The sequence below is a fragment of the Maricaulis salignorans genome, assembly GCF_900103475.1.
GTDB lineage: Bacteria > Pseudomonadota > Alphaproteobacteria > Caulobacterales > Maricaulaceae > Maricaulis > Maricaulis salignorans.
Map to the genome: position 1 here is coordinate 1 of NZ_FNHG01000031.1, position 16,189 is coordinate 16,189.

A 16,189-nucleotide genomic window follows, 5' to 3' on the forward strand; every position below is an offset into this window, starting at 1 on the left:
CGGGAGCGTGCAGCCTGTCCGGGCGAAGGGGTGACAACCTGAGCACTGGCAGGGCGTCCATTAAGGTCTGACGGCACTAAACGACCGACCCGAATACCTTTTTGGATTGGAAACGGCGGTGGAGACGCCACGGGAAAACTGCACGTGCGGGACGTCACGAATGTCACGCTAATAAAATTACCGGTTACCGGCATTCGCCGGCGTCCCGCACCCTCCCACTCCGGGAGGAACCCCGCAAACCTCCAGCCGCTCGCGGCGTGGAGATTTTGGTGCGCCGCACGCTTGCGAAGATCAGCCCGCCGGGCTTTGATGGGAGTATATTCGACACATGCCGGACAAAACGATGGAATTTCACCGCACGAAGCGCCTTCCGCCTTACGTTTTCGAAGAAGTCAATCGCCTGAAGGCCGAGTTGCGGGCCAAGGGGACGGACATCATCGATTTCGGCATGGGCAATCCGGATCTGCCGACGCCGGCCCATGTTCTCGCCAAGCTCAAGGACACGGCCGACAAGCCGCACACGAATGGCTATTCCGCCTCGCGCGGCATTGCCGGCCTGCGCAAGGCCCAGGCGCGCTATTACAAGCGGCGCTTCGATGTCGATCTCGATGCCAATTCCGAGGTCATTGTCACGCTCGGCTCCAAGGAAGGCTTTGCCAATCTGGCCCAGGCGATCACGGCGCCCGGCGATGTCATCCTGGCCCCCAGCCCCTCCTATCCGATCCATACATTCGGATTTCTCATTGCCGGAGGCACGATCCGGCATGTCCACGCGCCCTCACCGGAGGAATATCTGCGCGGACTGAAGCATGCAGTGAGGCATACGGTTCCCAAACCGATCGCCGTGGTGGTGTGTTATCCCTCCAACCCCACCGCACAGACCGCCTCACTGGATTTCTACCGCCAGGTGGTGGAGTTCGCGACCGAGCACGATCTCTTCATCCTGTCGGACCTGGCCTATGCCGAGGTCTATTTCGGTGACACGCCCACCCCGTCCATGTTGCAGATTGACGGGGCCAGGGAGCGGACCATCGAGTTCACCTCGATGTCCAAGACTTATTCCATGGCCGGTTTCCGGGTCGGCTTCGCGGCCGGCTCGGAACGGCTTGTGAGCGCTTTGGCGCGGGTCAAATCCTATCTCGACTACGGCGCCTATACGCCGGTCCAGGTCGCGGCTTGCGCGGCGCTCGACGGGCCGCAGGACTGTGTCGAGGAAATGCGGGCGATCTACAAGCATCGCCGTGATGTTCTGGTCGAGAGCTTTGGCCGTATCGGCTGGACCATCCCGGTACCCGAGGCGTCGATGTTTGCCTGGGCGCCCTTGCCGAAGGGTTGCGAGGCGATGGGCTCGCTGGAATTCGCCAAGCAATTGATGGAAGAGGCCGGCGTCGCCGTCGCGCCGGGCATCGGTTTTGGCGAGCATGGCGAGGGCTTTGTGCGCCTCGCCCTGGTCGAGAATGAACAGCGCATCCGCCAGGCGGCGCGCGGCGTTGGCGAGTTCCTGAAAACCCGCCAACCGGCTGTCCGCGCGGTCTGAGTGAGCTAGAAGTAGTGTGTGATGCTGGTCGAATGTGACCAGGTCCCGCCGGCCCGCGAACGGGAACGGCGGCGGCGCATGCGCGACTGCATCACGGCACGGGCATCATCGAGCGAGGGCAGATCCTCGGCACCGGCGGCGATCTCTTCGCGGTGAGCAACGAAATCATCATAGGCTTCGAGCTCAGGCGCCAGCGCATTGGCGACCAGTTCGATCATGATCGCATCATCGATATAGCCAATGCCCGGCGTTGAATCGGGAATGAGATCATCGGGATCGGCGAAATAGGCCAGCGCATCGAGAACGCGCTTGCGGTCGTCGCCGGCCAGGCGCCAATCGGCATCACGCAGCATGGCGACCAGCGGGCCGAGCTGTTCGATCCGGTCACGAACAAAGGCCGGCGGATTGGCCGCCATCGCCTGCTTGCTCATTGCTGCCACGCCCTCAAGGATGACGGCTTCGTCATCGGCGATGCGCGCATCGCGAGCCTTGGCGAGACGGTCCCGGAAAAAATCCAGATCAGACTCGCTCAGCTCGAACTCGACCTTGAGCGCGGTTTGGACAGGAGCGGACATCAATTCAACCTCATCATAAGCCAACCTTGCAAAACGGGCCGGTCGGCAAGGCCCGATCGAAGCGCCCGACTGGCCTCCGATAACGCGCAACATTCCACATCACGAAAATCACGCAACCGGAATTGGCTCGATCCCAATCCCCCCGCACACCCCTCACGCCCGCCCGGACCGTTAACAGCTGCGCCGGGCGGGCCGCGGCGGCGCGTTAATGCCCGACTAACCCTGGTCACAAATGCGCCGCGCGAAGCCGGCTGGCCTCTGCTAGCCTGACATCATGAATATTGCCCTCAATACCGCCGTCTCCGGCATGTTGAACGCCCAGGCCCGAGCCGGGGCGGCGTCCGAAAGCCTCGTCACTGCCGCGGCCAAGGGTGATGGCGTTATTCAAGCCGTGATTGCGGTCAAGCGTGCGGAAGCCACGCACGAAGCGTCCGCAGCCATGGTGAAGGTCGCTGACGACATGACGAAAACCCTGCTCGACATTATCGCCTGAGCTCGCGTCAGTCGGTGGGTGGCCGGTGGGAGTCATCCCCCGCGACTTGCTGTCTCCATTGGCGTGTTGCTGCAGGCGGGGGATGACGAACCGGCACCGCAACAGCAAAAATGTACACACGGGCGGCCAGGCTCTCGCAATCGGCGGGAAATCACCCTATCTGGGGGCCATGACCGATAAAGTTTCCGTAGATATTGTCGCCGATCTCGTTTGCCCCTGGTGCTGGCTCGGCAAGCGCAACTGGGATGCCGCCCGCAAGCTGGTGCCGGAGATCCCGGTCGAGACCGTCTGGCGCCCCTATCAACTCGACCCCGATCTGCCGCGCGCCGGCCGGCCCTATGGCGAGTATATGAAAGCCAAATTCTCCGGCGAAAACACCGAACGCTGGGCCCAGATGCGCGCCTATCTCGAACAGGCCGCACCGGCCGCCGGGATTGAATTCAGGTTCGACGCCATCCCGGTCCGCCCCAATACGCTCAATGCTCATCGCGTCCTGCGCTGGGCCGCCGGACAGGGTGTCGAGGATGCCGCCGCCGAAGGCCTGTTCCGGGCGTTTTTCGCCGACAGCCGGGATATTGGCGATATCGAGACCCTCAGCCAGATCGCCGGGGCCGCCGGGCTTGATGGCGAGCTGACGGCCGAACTGCTTAGCGCGAACCAGGACGAGGCGGCGCTGCGCGACGAGGAAGCCTTCTTCCGCAAGCTCGGCGTGAGCGGCGTGCCGACCTATATCTTCAATGGCCGTTTCGCGGTGTCCGGCGCCCAGGAGCCGAAAATCCTCGCCGATGCGATCCGTCAGGCCGCGCAGGAACCACCCGAACAGGAATAAGGCTTTCGCCGCGGCGTCGCAGCTTCTAGGTTTCACCAGGATTTTTCACGGAGTCGCCCCATGACCGCCATGCAAGCCGTTGCCCTTTATGCCGGCCTCAACATCCTGCTCTTCCTGTTTCTGGCCGTGAATGTCAGCCTCAATCGCCGGCGGGCAAAAATCAGCCTGGGCACCGGCAATGATGCGGCCCTGGAACAGGCCTGCCGCACCCATGGCAATGCCGCGGAAAACCTGCCGCCGGCGCTGATCGCCCTGATCATGCTCGGCCTGCTGGGCACCGGCACACTCGTCCTGCACATCCTCGGGATCGCACTGACCCTGGCGCGCGGCCTGCACGCCTATGGTCTGCTCACCGACCCCGGACGCAGCATGGGGCGCGTCATCGGAACCGCCCTGACCTGGCTTGTTCTGCTGGCAGGCGCACTGCTTCTGCTGTCCAAGGCGATCAGTTGAACCATTGCGGCGAACCGCCGCGGGGAGCTATAGCCGCTACATGACCCAACCCAATTCCGCCCCCGACCCGCAAAAACTGCAGGATATCGCAGCCGACCTCATCGCCCGCGCCCGACGGGCCGGCGCCGATTCCGCCGAGGCCAGTGTCAGCGAATCGCGCACCACCGAGCTCTCCGTCCGCGATGGTGACCTGGAAGATATCGAACGCTCTGAATCGCTCGATGCCGGTGTGCGCGTCTTCGTCGGCGCCCGGCAGGCCGGAGTCGCCTTCTCCGACCTGTCCGAGCATGGCCGCAGCCTGACAATCGAGCGCGCGGTCGCGATGGCCCGCTTGTCACCGGAAGACCCGTTCTCGGCCCTGGCCGAAGCCGAGCGGCTGTGCACCAACCCGCCCGAGATTGCGATGTTCGATCCGACCCAGTGGTCGCCGGAAGAGCTGGAAGCGCGATCCATCGAGGTCGAACAGGCTGCACGCGCCATTCACGGCGTCTCCAAGACCGACGCGGCCTTCGCCAGTTTTGGCCAGGGTGCCGCCGCCTATGCCACCACGACCGGCTTCAACCAGGGCTGGCGCAAGAGCATGTTCAGCTATGGTGCCAGTGTCATCGCCGAGCGAAATGGCGCGATGGAGCGCGACTATGCTGCCACGGCTGCCCGGCGCCCGGGTGATCTGCGCACCACACTCGATATCGGCACCGAGGCCGGCGAGCGCACAGCCCGGCGTGTTGGGCCACAAAAGATTGACAGCGGCGTCCAGCCGGTCGTGTTCGACCGTCGCGTTGCCACCACTTTCCTGTCCGCCCTGTGCGGTGCCATCAGCGGCCCGGCCGTGGCACGCGGCATCTCATTCCTGCGCGACAAGCTCGGCCAGCCAGTTTTCGCTCCGGGCATCAATATCATCGATGATCCGCATCGTGACTGGGGCCACAGCTCCTGCGCCTTCGATGGCGAAGGTACGGTCAATCGCCGCTCCAACCTGGTCGAGGATGGCCGGCTGACCACCTGGCTGCTCAACAGCGCCGCCTCACGGCAATTGAAGCTGGCGCCGACCGGCCATGCCCGGCGCTCCATGGGCGGCGCGCCCGGTGCCGGTCCGACCAATCTGCATCTGGAAGCCGGAAGCCAGAGCCGCGAGGCCATGATCGGCGCGATCGAGTCCGGCGTTCTGGTGATGGAAATGTTCGGACCTTCGCTCAATTCCAACACCGGTGACTGGTCGGTCGGCGTCTCCGGATACCGGATCAGCAAGGGCCAGATCGACCATCCGGTCAGCGAAATCACCGTCGCCGGTAATCTGATGGACATCTTTGCGCGGTTAGTACCAGCGAGCGATCTGGAATTTCGCGGTTCGGTCAATTCGCCCAGCATTCTGGTCGACAAACTCTCGGTTGGCGGGCTCTAGACCCGGCCCGGGCCCCACATTTTTCGGGATAGGAAATATGGACAGCACCAAAATCAATCAGCAGCTCCTGCACCTGGTCATCGGCGGCGAACTCGTCTGCGTCGACCCGCAAAACTGCGAATTCAAGGATCTCGACGCGGTCGATTTCGTCGGCGCCTACGGCAGTTATGAAGACGCCCGGGCCGCCTGGAAAAACGCCGCGCAACGCACGGTCGACAATGCCCACATGCGCTATTTCATTATCCACGCCCATCAATTGCTCGACCCGCATTCGGACAAGCGCAAGACCTGACGGACCCAGTATTTGACCGACCAACCCCACCCATCCACTGCCGCGCTCGGACGCCGGCTCTGGCGTGACTGGGTCTCCAAGCGCCCGGGTCTGTGGATCGGGGCCATGCTGCTCTCGGTGGTCACCGCGGCGGCGGCGGCGAGCTATGCCGGCCTGGTCGGATGGACCTTCAACTTGCTGGAACAACGCGATCCGGGTTTCTTCCCGATCGCGCCGCTGGCGGCGATCAGCCTGGCCGCCGTGCGCGGTATCAGCCTCTATTTCCAGACCCTGCAGACCAATCGCCTTGCCCTGACGGTGATGCAGGATCTGCAGAACGCCATGTTCACCAAGCTGGTACATGCCGATTTCGCGCGCCTGCAATCAGAGCCGGTCGGCAGCCTCGTTTCGCGCTTCACCAATGACATCACCCTGCTGCGCGAAACCCTGGTGCGGCTCTCGAACAATCTCCTGCGCGATACGATGACGGTGATCTGGGCGATTGCCTGGATGCTCTATCTCGACTGGATGCTGACCCTGCTGGTGCTGGTGGTCTATCCCCTCGCCGCCTGGCCGGTGATCAAGATCGGCCAGCGCCTGCGCAAGACCTCGGCCCAGGCCCAGTCGCAAATGGGCGAAGTGACCAGCCAGCTCGAGGAGAGCTTTTCCGGCACCCGGATGGTGAAGACCTACGGGCTCGAGGATTATGAAGCGGCGCGCGCCGACAAATCCTTTTTCGAGCGCCTGAAATTCCTCTTCAGCATCACCGAGAACAAGGCCCGCGTTGACCCGATCCTGGAAGTCGTCGGCGGCATCGCCTTCGCCGGACTGGTCGGATTTGCCGGCTGGCGCCTGCTGGGAGGCGAGACCTCGGTCGGCAATATTCTCGGCGTTCTGACCGGCATCGGCGTCATGTCACCGGCGATCCGCGCCATCGGCACATTGAGTGCCGTGGTCCAGGAAGGCTTCGCCGTGCTCGATCGCGTCTTTCATCTGCTCGATGAAGACAATGAGGTCGCCGCTGCGCTCGAAGCCCCTGCCCTCGCCGTCAAGACGGCCCGGATCGATATCGAACAGGTCAGCTTCGATTATGCCGATGGCACCACGGCGCTGCGCGATGTCAGCCTGCACGCCAATGCCGGCCAGACGATCGCACTGGTCGGACCGTCCGGCTCGGGCAAGTCGACCATTCTCAACCTGATCCCGCGCCTGTATGATCCACAGGCGGGCTCTGTGAGCATTGACGGCACGGATATCCGCTCGGTCTCGCTGGCCTCCCTGCGGCGCCAGATCGCCCTGGTCAGCCAGGATGTGACCCTGTTCGATGACAGCGTCGCGGCGAATATCGGTTTCGGTCAGCTGGATGCGGATCGCGATACCATCATCGCCGCCGCCAAGGCCGCCGATGCCCATGATTTCATCATCGCCCTGCCGGAAGGCTATGACAGCCCGGTCGGCCCGCGCGGGAGCAATTTCTCCGGTGGCCAGCGCCAGCGTCTGTCGATCGCCCGCGCCATCTTGAAAGATGCGCCCATTTTGCTGCTCGACGAAGCCACGAGTGCGCTCGATACCGAGTCAGAGCAACGCGTCCAGGCCGCGCTGGAAAGGCTCTCAGCCGGACGGACCACGCTGGTCATCGCCCACCGCCTGTCAACCGTGCGCAATGCCGACTGGATCTATGTGATGCAGGATGGCCGCGTTCAGGAAGAGGGCCGGCACGACACACTCATCGCGCAAGAGGGCCTGTATGCCAATCTGTGCCGGCTTCAATTCGGCGACGACGCCCGCTAGCGATCGGCACCCGCAGCCAGCATGCTGGGCTGCAAGTCCGCCATGGGCAAACGCACCGAGAAGACCGAGCCGGCACCGGGCGCGCTCTCGACTTCGATATCGCCATCCATGAGTTCAGCCAGTTTCTTGGAGATCGCCAGACCGAGTCCGGTGCCGCCACTCTTGCGGGACATTGCCGACTCGCCCTGGGTGAAGGGCATGAAGACCCGTCCGATCAGCGCCTGGTCCATGCCGATACCGGTATCGCTGATGTCGAATCTGACAACATGGCGCCCGTCGTCGTGCTGGCTGGCGCGGCAGCGCACCCGGATCTCGCCACGTTCAGTGAACTTCACCGCATTGGAGAGCAGATTGGAGAGTATCTGGCGGATGCGGGCTGGATCACCACTGGCATCTCCCTCGGCGCAGGGGTCGATCTCGACTTGCAGGGCCAGTCCCTTCTCCAGCGCCTTCATACGGTAGGGCCCGATCACACTCCGGATAAGCTCGGCCGGACAATAGCTGGAGGCCTCGACCTCAAACCGTCCGGACTCGATATTCGCGAGGTCAAGGATATCATTGAGAATATCGAGCAGGGCGTGGCCGGACTTCTGGATCAACTCGACCATTTCGCGTTGCGAGTCCTGCAACTCGGTATTCATCAACAGGCTCGACATGCCGAGCACGCCATTCATGGGCGTGCGGATCTCATGACTCATCGTCGCGAGGAATTTCGATTTGGCGCGGCTGGACTCAGTGGCTTGCTGCCGGGCCTCGAGCAGGTCATGGACATCGGTCAGCGCGCCGACCAGCCGGGTGGGTTCACCGTCCGGCGTGCGGACCGCTTCACCGCGCAGCCGGAACCAGCGATGAGCGCCATCGGCGACCTTGAACCGGACGGACATGTCGAACGGACGTCCGGCGCGAAAATGGGCCTGCAGCGCCGACTCGACCCGGGGACGATCCTCGCGGTGCAACAAGGCCCGGAGCGTATCGGCTGGCGTTGTCGATTCGCGCGGCTTGTCGCCGAGCAATTCGCGGCAACGCGCCGAGGTGTAGACCTGGTCCGTCTCGAGGCACCAGTCGACAATGCCGTCAGACATGCCCCGGATCGCCAGGCTGGCCCGCTCCCCGGTTTCAATGGCGAGAATTTCAGCCGTCAGCCGGCGCCGGTAGTGGTGCATGACCCTGAGCAGGCTGTCCGCGTTTTCAATCGGGCGCTTGAACAAGACCGCGATGACACCGATCGATTGGGCACCGTGATAGAGTGGCGTTCCGGCAAAGCCGCGAATGCCCATCTCCTCGAGCATGTAATCATGCGGAAATTCCTGCGCGACCCGGTCTTCGAAAACCAGTGCCCCGGATTTCATGACCCGGGCGCAGGGGGTGCCTTCAACCCGATAGCTGAAATTCCGGCTGGTTCCGCCCTGGGACGCAACATGAAGCGTCCGCATTTGCCGGTGTCCCGGATCGATTCGCCCGAGATAGACGCTGTCAGCATCGAAAAAATCGGCGACCAGGCTGACAAAAGCCGACAGGAATGCCTGGCCGGATTCGCGCGACAGACGAGAGTTAAGTCCGTCCAGCAGCTCGTCCGTTCTTTGCGCGGCAATCACCCTGTCATGCATTTTCAAGCTCCCGATGCGACGTGACCTGTCCGTGCGGACCGGATATCAACGTGGTTAACGGGTATTAACTTGCAGGAAAGCTGGGGAAAGAGTCGTCATATCTGATGAATCGGGCCGAAATACAGATTCGGGACGCGACTATTCGCGGCGAAGCAGCCGCTCTGTCAGCAGGTTGCCCCACCAGCTCGACATGAAGCCGGCCTGCACCGCGTCGCGGTCATAGACCGTCTCGACCCAGTCCATGAAACCGATCGGATGAGCTTCGTTATAGGCGCGATAGGTCTCGAAAAAATAATCGAGAACGCCCGTCTTCCCGGCTTTGACGTGGAGGTATTTCAGGGACAAATGCTCGATTGCCTGCTCATAGGGCAGATTGAGATGGGTCAGGGCGAACAGCACCGAGATCAATCCCGCCCGGTCCGCCCCGGACTTGCAGTGCACCAGAGCCGGGTATTCGATTGATTCGAAAATTTTCACCGCGCGCTGAATGCGATCAACATAGGGCGCTTCGCGTGACCCGAAGGGCATGTCATGCATCGCCAGTCCGTGCCGTTCGCATGCTTCGCGCTCGAAATCATAATAACAGACCCCCGGCTGGGTACCGCGAATGTTCAGGATCGTCTTGAAGCCTTCAGCGGCCAGCCATTCGATGCGGTCCGGCGAAGGCTGATTGGCCCGCCAGAGGCCCCCGCCAACCTCGTGCATATTGTGGAACCGCAGGCGCAACACGCCGTGATCCTTCCACAGATAGTCACTCCAGGCGCGTTTGCGATCCTTCGGATCGGTGAGATCATAGGCCATGCGGTTTCTTTCTTGCTGCGACGGGATTTAGGATGCCCGGGCCAGTGAGGCAACCGCGCGCCGTGCTTGACCTTTAAGCCGGTGAGGGCGAGCAAGGGAACACGATGTTGAAACGCTTGCTGTCAAAGCCCTGGGGCCAGGAAATCGCGGCCTTCCTCGCACTGCTCTATGTGGAGTCGGTGCGCCGTTCGATTCGCTGGGAAGTGCGCAATGGCGACTATGTCCAGCAGGTGTGGGACGAAAACCTGCCGATTCTCGGCTGCGTCTGGCATGGCCGCGTCCTGATGGCCCTGCAGGCCTGGAACCAGCATTACGACCGGATGGTCGCGCTGGCATCGCGCTCACGAGAGGGCGATATCGGCTCGCGTTTTGCGCGCTGGTACAAGGTCGGCCTGGTGCGCGGTTCCTCGCGCAATGCCAGGAAGCCGGAAGCCAGCAAGGGCGGGGAAGCCGCCTATCGCGCCATGGTCAACCATCTCAGCCAGGGCGGCAGCGGCGCCGTCACGCCCGACGGCCCGCGCGGACCACGGATGCGCGCCGGCTACGGGGCCATCCGCATGGCCCGGGATTCCGGCGTCCCGATCGTTCCCGTCACCTGGTCGACCCGGCGCAAGACTGTGCTGCACAAGGCCTGGGACAAGCATTGCCTGCCGCATTTCTTCACCCGCGGCATCATCATCTGGGGCGATCCGATCCATGTCGCCAAAACGGCGACGGCCGAGGAAATGGAAGCCGCGCGCCTCCTGCTGGAGACCCGGCTCAATGAACTGACCCGCGAAGCCGATGAGGCCGTCGGCGGCGAGATTATCGAACCGGACAGCGCGGTGCGGCCGGGTACGGGTGCTCTCGCCGGGGTGAGGGAGACCACGCCGTGAACCTGCCTCCGGCACTGACGGCCTATCGCCTGCTGATGCGGTGCGCTTCGCCGCTTGCTGTGCCGCTGCTGATGCAGCGGGCCCGGACCGGCAAGGAAGACCGCGAACGCCGCAATGAACGCCTTGGCCGCCCAACCTTCCCGCGCCCGCCGGGCCGCTTGGTCTGGCTGCACGGGGCCAGCGTCGGCGAGAGCCTGGTCCTGGCCAGCCTGATTACCGAATTCGCCGCCACCCACCCGGAATTACGCTTTCTGGTCACAACCGGAACCATGACCTCGGCCCGGCTGATGGCCAAGCGCCTGCCGGCCGTGGCGCGCCACCAGTATCTGCCGATCGATACCGTCACGGCGGTGACCGGTTTTCTCGATTACTGGAAGCCCGATCTCGCCGTCTTTGCCGAATCCGAACTCTGGCCCAATCTGGTGATCGAGACGGCGCAGCGCGGCATTCCGATGGCGCTGATCAATGCCCGCATGAATGACCGCTCGCTGGCAAACTGGCACAAGCGGCCCGACTCGGCGCGCTATCTGCTGGGCTGTTTCGACTGGATCGGGGCGGCCGACAGCCGCACCCGCGACGGGCTGGAAAACCTGACCGGCCAGGCCGTCACCCTGGCGGGTAATCTTAAACTGGAAGTGCGCGCCGAAGCACCGGACCCGCAAGCGCTGTCGCAGATCCGCAAACAGATCGGCGACCGGCCTGTCTGGCTCGCCGCCTCGACCCATCCGGGTGAGGAAGCGATCATTCTCTACGCCCATGCGCTGACACTGAAGGCGCATCCCGACGCCCTGCTGATCCTCGCCCCGCGCCACCCGGAACGCGGCGAAGAGGTGGCGCGCCTGATCGACAAGCAGGGCTTTCGTTTCGCACGCCGTTCGGCCGGCGAGCTGCCGTCCGCCGGCCAGCAGATCTGGCTGGCCGACACGCTGGGCGAAATGCCGCTCTGGTATGGCGCCGCCCGGCTTGCCCTGATCGCCGGCAGCCTCCTGCCCGATATTGGCGGCCATAATCCGATCGAGGCCAGCCAGGCCGGAGCCGTCGTGCTCAGCGGAGAGCACACCGCCAGCTTCGATGATCTCTATGCGGTCTACCGTCAGCACAAGGCCGTGATCACGGTAAACAATGCCGCGACGATTGCGGCGGCACTGGAGCAGGTCTGGTCGCATCGCGGCCCCTCCATAAAAGCGGCGAAAGCGGCGATCACCGAGGCCTCGGGCGGCGCCATGGCCACCAGTCTGGCGGCTCTGGAAACATTGCTGGAACACGGCAAGGGCGCGGAGATCGCACCATGAGGGAGCCCCCATTCTGGCGCACCGATGGCGGACGCAGTTCGGGCAGTGTCGTGCGGGCCCTGCTGACTCCGCTGAGCTGGATTTATGGCTGGGCGACCGCCCGGCGGATCCGCAAGGCCGAGCCGCTTGATCCCGGCATTCCGGTGATCTGCATCGGCAATCTCACCCTGGGCGGCACCGGCAAGACACCGGTCGCGCAGACCATTTTGACCCGTCTGAGCGATATGGGATATCGCGCCCATGCCCTGTCGCGTGGCTATGGCGGCGCGCTGAAGGGGCCTGTCCAGGTCGACCCGTCAACGCATTCGGCCCGGGAGGTTGGCGACGAACCGCTCCTGCTGGCCCGCGTCGCACCGGCCTGGATCAGCCGTGACCGGCCAGCCGGGGCGCTGGCTGCCGTTGCCGCCTCGGCCCAGGTATTGGTGCTCGATGACGGCCATCAGAACCCGACCCTGCGCAAGCAATTCTCCTTCGTCGTGATCGACGGTGAAACCGGCTGGGGCGCCAATAAGGTGTTTCCGGCGGGACCGCTGCGCGAGCCTGTCGCCACCGGTCTGGCGCGCGCCGATGCGGTGATCGTGATGACACGAAATGCCGACACCCTGCCCGACTATCGCGGCCTCGGCCTGGCCGATCTGGAAATCCCCGTCCTGCATGCCTGGCTGGCCCCGACCCAGGCGCCGCCGCGCGGATCGCTGGTCGCCTTCGCCGGGATTGGACGGCCACAGAAATTCTTCGATGCGCTGAACGCTGCCGGGGCCGATCTGTCGGAAACCGGCCAGTTTGCCGACCATCACCCCTATTCAAAGGGCGACCTCAAGCGGCTGCAACGACTGGCCAAGGCCCATAAATCAGCCCTGATCACGACGGAGAAAGACTGGGTACGATTGCCCACCGCGATGCAGGACGAGGTCACCGCCTGGCCGGTCCGTGCGGAGTTTGCCAATCCGGCAGCTGTGGACGGTCTGTTGCGGGACATGATGGACGCCAGCGCATCAGGCCGCTAAATCCGTTTGATGATTGAAGCGCAACGCAATGCCTCCTTCCTGACCCGCGCCGGCTGGCAGCTCCAGGCGCTTGCCTGGGACGGCTATAATACCTGGTATCGCGCCAAGGGCCTGGACCGGGCATCGGATGCCGGCGGTGAGCTGTTGCAGCGGCTCGGGCCGATGACCTCGACCCACAAGATCGCCCGCATCAATATGCAGCGCTGTTTCCCGGAAGCCGCCGAGCCGGAGATTGACCGGCTGTTGCGCGGCATGTGGGACAATTTCGGCCGCCTCGCCGGCGAGATGCCGCATATGCATCTGTTCGAGGATGACGGTTTCTTCGCCGAACGGGTCGAGTTTATCGGCCGCGAAAAGCTCGAGGCCGCGCGCGATGCCAACCAGCCGCTGGTCATCATTTCGACCCATAGCGCCAATTGGGAAATTTCCGGCACGGCGATCTCCAAGACCGGCCTGCCCTGCTATATCACCTATCGGCCAGCCAATAACCCGCTGATCGATGAGCGCATCCTGGCCGCCCGCGCCGATTACGGCATCAAGCTGATGACCGCAAAGGGCGGCGAAGGGGCCAAGGAATTGCTGCAGACGCTGAAGCGCGGCCAGACCGTCGCGCTGATGAACGACCAGAAGATGAATGACGGTGTCGAGGCGCCCTTTTTCGGGCATCCCTCAATGACCGCGCCCGGCCCGACCAAACTGGCGATGCGTTTCAATTGCCCGCTCGTGCCGCTCTCGGTTCGCCGGCTCGAGGGCGCGCGCTTCCGGATCGAGATCCATGACCCGATCGAGATCTCGACCAATCCCGACAAGCCCGCCGCCATCATCGAGACCGTGACGCGGATCAATCAATGGGTCGAGGCCGAGATTCGCCGCGCGCCGGAACAATGGTTCTGGGTCCATCGCCGCTGGGCGAAGGATGTCTACCGGCAGGAGGCCTAGCCGCCTTAGTCGACAGGCTGCAGCTGCGTCAGATCGAGCTCGAGCAAGAGCGCCGGGTCGACATAGAAACTGTTCTGGAACTTCACGCGCCAGTCGAGATGCGGCCCGGTGGCGCGACCACCCGCGCCGATCTCGCCGATCAGTTGCCCCTGTTCGACCAGATCGCCGGCGGCAACATGTACGGCGCTCATGTGCAGAAAGCAGCTGACCAGGCCCTGGCCGTGATCGAGGAAGATCAGACCGCCCTCATAATACATGTCGGACTCGGCGAGGATGACGCGACCGGCGGCCGGTGCCACGATCGGCGTGCCTGGATCATTGGCCCAGTCCAGACCCCAATGCGGATTGCCCGGCGTGCCATTATAGATGCGCTGCGAGCCATAGACGCCAGTCGTGATGCCTTCGGCGGGCCGGATAAATCCGGCGAGAAAGCCGATCCCGTCCCAATGCGTCGCGAAAGCGGCCTGTTTTTGGGCGTATTCGCGCTGGCGCCGCGGCAGGGTCGAGGCATCGGGGGTCACGGTTGATTGCGGCACGCCTTCAATGCGTTGAATGGCAAATTCGCGCTGGGTGATGGCCTGCATGCGGTCAATATCACCAGCCGCACTGGCGACCGTGAAGCGAAGCTCGTCCGGTGCATCCCGCGGGATACCGATGACGGCCCAGCCGGAGGCATCGGCCTGCGCGGTGACACCGCCGAGCGTCACCTGGCTGTCCGGACCATACTGACAGATCAGCAGCGAGCCCTCGGCGAAGTCGCCGGCGCAGCCCTGGATCGGCGCGCGTGCGGCCGGGGCAGTGCTCGCCCCCGCCTCACTGGCATCGGGTGATTGCGAGGCGATCATCTCGCCAATCGGGTCGAGCGGCGCCGTCGTGCTCTGCAGGGCGAGGGCAGCGAGGAGCGCAATCATTGGCCACGCTCGCCATTCAGCTCGGCCCAGCGCCGGGTCGCGATAATGCTGTCGCGATAGGCTTCCTGGTCATCCACGCTCCAATAACGCAGATCCGTCAGGGCGATCGGATCGCCGGTCACGGCACAGCGCACGAACGCGCCGGGCTTGAGGATGATGAAATCGGCATCGCCGAATTCCAGGATGGCTTCACCCGAGAAATCAGCTTCAAAAGGATTGTCTGTCTGGCTCATGAAACCCGTTTAGCATGCGTTGACGGATAAGGGGAATGGGCGGCCTGCGCCTGCACGAAAATCTCCACGCGGCTCGCCGCTGGAGGTTTGAGTGGGCCTCCCCGATTGGGAGGTGTGCGGGACGCCGGCGAATGCCGGAGTTGAAGTTGAGTTGAGTGTGACATCCGTGACGTCCCACACGTGGAGTTTTACTCGGCTGCCTTGCGGCTTCCGCCTCGAAATGACCGGGGATGCACGGTCGAGCCCTAATGCCGTGTCTCCCCGATCATGGCCTCACCGGAACTCGGGCTGTCACGCCTTCGTGCGGATGAGCTCCACGCTCCCGATCGCCGCCAGTGACTGAGCTCACGCCTCCCGTGCGACCGGAACAGCTGAAGCATACGCGCAGCTGGAGGGGGTGGGGATAAGTTCGGCCATAAATCGCCATCCTGACGCAAGTCAGGACCTCGATAGACCGGCCTCCGCGCTTGTCACGTCGAGGTCCTGACTTGCGTCAGGATGACGTAGGATAATTGTGCGCTGTGGGGGATAAGTAGCGCGTGGGCGCGTCCTCATGCCCGACAAAAACCAAACCCTTGTCATCCCTGACGGATGCCCCGCGAATGCGGGGCGCAGATCAGGGACCCAGAAGCGCCATGGTGAAACCATCGGGACTGACGGGGCAAATAAGCGCTACTTCGGCGAAAAGGTCGATTTCTGTCGGGCGTCTGGGTCCCTGATCTGCGCCCGGATCGCTTCGCGTCCGGGCATCCGTCAGGGATGACAAATTTTGAATTTTTTGGACTTGCGGCGGTCCGGGTGCAACGTTTGCAGGTTTGACCCGCGGAGGGTGACAGACGGGTGACGGCGTCCCAGGCCCACCCAAGTCGGGACACGCACCGGCTGGACGCCGGACCGTGTCCCGGGAGCCTTGCTGGATTCCCCGGCGGCAGCCCCCCCCCCCCCCCCCCCCCCCCCCCCCCCCCCCCCCCCCCCCCCCCCCCCCCCCCCCCGCATGCGCGAGGGCAGGTAAATCCGGGGGAAGTCGAACTTTGTATTCGTTACGAGAGAGGCCACGCGGGGCCACACTCCGCCCTGAAACCCATGCCGAGACCCGGCCAGACTGGAATTGACTCGTCAAGGGGGGGGACCCGCGAAGCGGCGCCTGCGGCGCCCTTGACGAGTCAATTCCAG

General features: G+C 63.8%; 16 protein-coding genes. 11 read left to right on the forward strand and 5 right to left on the reverse strand.

What is annotated here, in order from left to right; genetic code table 11:
• The first annotated feature begins 328 nt into the window (after positions 1–328).
• Positions 329–1,537 (forward strand): LL-diaminopimelate aminotransferase, encoded by a 1,209-nt coding sequence (locus BLT42_RS14760; RefSeq protein WP_091771936.1) that lies wholly within the window; start codon positions 329–331, stop codon positions 1,535–1,537.
• 5 nt (positions 1,538–1,542) lie between these two features.
• On the opposite strand, the gene BLT42_RS14765 is transcribed toward BLT42_RS14760, so the two are convergent.
• On the reverse strand, positions 1,543–2,112 hold the full coding sequence (locus tag BLT42_RS14765; protein ID WP_176780391.1) for a YkvA family protein: 570 nt from the start codon (positions 2,110–2,112) through the stop codon (positions 1,543–1,545).
• A gap of 274 nt (positions 2,113–2,386) precedes the next feature.
• On the opposite strand from BLT42_RS14765, the gene BLT42_RS14770 reads away from it, so the two are divergent.
• The 6 genes from BLT42_RS14770 to BLT42_RS14795 all read left to right on the forward strand — a co-directional run bounded on the left by BLT42_RS14770 (position 2,387) and on the right by BLT42_RS14795 (position 7,351).
• Positions 2,387–2,605 carry a hypothetical protein gene (locus tag BLT42_RS14770; protein ID WP_091771938.1) on the forward strand — a complete coding sequence of 73 codons (219 nt, stop codon included), beginning with the start codon at positions 2,387–2,389 and terminating at the stop codon, positions 2,603–2,605.
• A 169-nt stretch (positions 2,606–2,774) separates the two neighbouring features.
• Positions 2,775–3,434 (forward strand): DsbA family oxidoreductase, encoded by a 660-nt coding sequence (locus BLT42_RS14775; RefSeq protein ID WP_091771950.1) that lies wholly within the window; start codon positions 2,775–2,777, stop codon positions 3,432–3,434.
• 60 nt (positions 3,435–3,494) lie between these two features.
• Positions 3,495–3,887: an MAPEG family protein gene (locus tag BLT42_RS14780; protein ID WP_091771939.1), complete on the forward strand. Its 393-nt coding sequence runs from the start codon at positions 3,495–3,497 to the stop codon at positions 3,885–3,887.
• A gap of 40 nt (positions 3,888–3,927) precedes the next feature.
• Entirely contained in the window at positions 3,928–5,289 is a 1,362-nt protein-coding gene (locus tag BLT42_RS14785) for a TldD/PmbA family protein (protein ID WP_091771940.1), read from the forward strand.
• A 37-nt stretch (positions 5,290–5,326) separates the two neighbouring features.
• A complete protein-coding gene (locus BLT42_RS14790; RefSeq protein WP_091771941.1) occupies positions 5,327–5,581 on the forward strand; it encodes a DUF4170 domain-containing protein in 255 nt (84 codons plus the stop codon).
• 12 nt (positions 5,582–5,593) lie between these two features.
• Positions 5,594–7,351, forward strand: a complete 1,758-nt coding sequence (locus BLT42_RS14795; RefSeq protein WP_233342538.1) for an ABC transporter ATP-binding protein — start codon at positions 5,594–5,596, stop codon at positions 7,349–7,351.
• Here the strand turns inward: BLT42_RS14795 and BLT42_RS14800 are convergent.
• Complete coding sequence (locus tag BLT42_RS14800; RefSeq protein ID WP_091771942.1) at positions 7,348–8,958, reverse strand: sensor histidine kinase; 1,611 nt, start codon at positions 8,956–8,958, stop codon at positions 7,348–7,350. The two genes, BLT42_RS14795 and BLT42_RS14800, sit on opposite strands and share 4 nt — an antisense overlap.
• Positions 8,959–9,096: 138 nt before the next feature.
• On the reverse strand, positions 9,097–9,759 hold the full coding sequence (locus BLT42_RS14805; RefSeq protein WP_091771943.1) for a protein tyrosine phosphatase family protein: 663 nt from the start codon (positions 9,757–9,759) through the stop codon (positions 9,097–9,099).
• Between the two features lie 104 nt (positions 9,760–9,863).
• Here BLT42_RS14805 and BLT42_RS14810 point away from each other — a divergent pair, with 104 nt between their 5' ends.
• From BLT42_RS14810 to BLT42_RS14825, 4 genes are read left to right on the forward strand one after another with little or no spacing between them, the layout of a single operon-like run.
• On the forward strand, positions 9,864–10,634 hold the full coding sequence (locus BLT42_RS14810) for a lysophospholipid acyltransferase family protein (protein ID WP_091771944.1): 771 nt from the start codon (positions 9,864–9,866) through the stop codon (positions 10,632–10,634).
• Positions 10,631–11,926: a 3-deoxy-D-manno-octulosonic acid transferase gene (locus tag BLT42_RS14815; protein WP_091771945.1), complete on the forward strand. Its 1,296-nt coding sequence runs from the start codon at positions 10,631–10,633 to the stop codon at positions 11,924–11,926. The genes BLT42_RS14810 and BLT42_RS14815 overlap by 4 nt, the downstream gene beginning before the upstream one ends.
• Positions 11,923–12,933 (forward strand): tetraacyldisaccharide 4'-kinase, encoded by a 1,011-nt coding sequence (lpxK, locus tag BLT42_RS14820; protein WP_091771946.1) that lies wholly within the window; start codon positions 11,923–11,925, stop codon positions 12,931–12,933. The genes BLT42_RS14815 and lpxK overlap by 4 nt, the downstream gene beginning before the upstream one ends.
• Positions 12,934–12,942: 9 nt before the next feature.
• Complete coding sequence (locus tag BLT42_RS14825; protein ID WP_091771947.1) at positions 12,943–13,872, forward strand: lysophospholipid acyltransferase family protein; 930 nt, start codon at positions 12,943–12,945, stop codon at positions 13,870–13,872.
• Between the two features lie 5 nt (positions 13,873–13,877).
• Here BLT42_RS14825 and BLT42_RS14830 read toward each other — a convergent pair whose 3' ends face one another.
• Positions 13,878–14,783 (reverse strand): M23 family metallopeptidase, encoded by a 906-nt coding sequence (locus tag BLT42_RS14830; protein ID WP_233342540.1) that lies wholly within the window; start codon positions 14,781–14,783, stop codon positions 13,878–13,880.
• Entirely contained in the window at positions 14,780–15,016 is a 237-nt protein-coding gene (locus BLT42_RS14835) for a DUF2093 domain-containing protein (RefSeq protein WP_091771948.1), read from the reverse strand. Before BLT42_RS14835 ends, BLT42_RS14830 begins: the two co-directional genes overlap by 4 nt.
• Positions 15,017–16,189: the final 1,173 nt, after the last annotated feature.

Bases quoted from the DNA above. Each gene is read 5' to 3' on its own strand.
- BLT42_RS14760 (WP_091771936.1), top strand. From the start codon at position 329: ATGCCGGACAAAACGATGGAATTTCACCGCACGAAGCGCCTTCCGCCT.
- BLT42_RS14765 (WP_176780391.1), bottom strand. From the start codon at position 2,112: ATGTCCGCTCCTGTCCAAACCGCGCTCAAGGTCGAGTTCGAGCTGAGC.
- BLT42_RS14770 (WP_091771938.1), top strand. From the start codon at position 2,387: ATGAATATTGCCCTCAATACCGCCGTCTCCGGCATGTTGAACGCCCAG.
- BLT42_RS14775 (WP_091771950.1), top strand. From the start codon at position 2,775: ATGACCGATAAAGTTTCCGTAGATATTGTCGCCGATCTCGTTTGCCCC.
- BLT42_RS14780 (WP_091771939.1), top strand. From the start codon at position 3,495: ATGACCGCCATGCAAGCCGTTGCCCTTTATGCCGGCCTCAACATCCTG.
- BLT42_RS14785 (WP_091771940.1), top strand. From the start codon at position 3,928: ATGACCCAACCCAATTCCGCCCCCGACCCGCAAAAACTGCAGGATATC.
- BLT42_RS14790 (WP_091771941.1), top strand. From the start codon at position 5,327: ATGGACAGCACCAAAATCAATCAGCAGCTCCTGCACCTGGTCATCGGC.
- BLT42_RS14800 (WP_091771942.1), bottom strand. From the start codon at position 8,958: ATGCATGACAGGGTGATTGCCGCGCAAAGAACGGACGAGCTGCTGGAC.
- BLT42_RS14805 (WP_091771943.1), bottom strand. From the start codon at position 9,759: ATGGCCTATGATCTCACCGATCCGAAGGATCGCAAACGCGCCTGGAGT.
- BLT42_RS14810 (WP_091771944.1), top strand. From the start codon at position 9,864: ATGTTGAAACGCTTGCTGTCAAAGCCCTGGGGCCAGGAAATCGCGGCC.
- lpxK (WP_091771946.1), top strand. From the start codon at position 11,923: ATGAGGGAGCCCCCATTCTGGCGCACCGATGGCGGACGCAGTTCGGGC.
- BLT42_RS14825 (WP_091771947.1), top strand. From the start codon at position 12,943: ATGATTGAAGCGCAACGCAATGCCTCCTTCCTGACCCGCGCCGGCTGG.
- BLT42_RS14830 (WP_233342540.1), bottom strand. From the start codon at position 14,783: ATGATTGCGCTCCTCGCTGCCCTCGCCCTGCAGAGCACGACGGCGCCG.
- BLT42_RS14835 (WP_091771948.1), bottom strand. From the start codon at position 15,016: ATGAGCCAGACAGACAATCCTTTTGAAGCTGATTTCTCGGGTGAAGCC.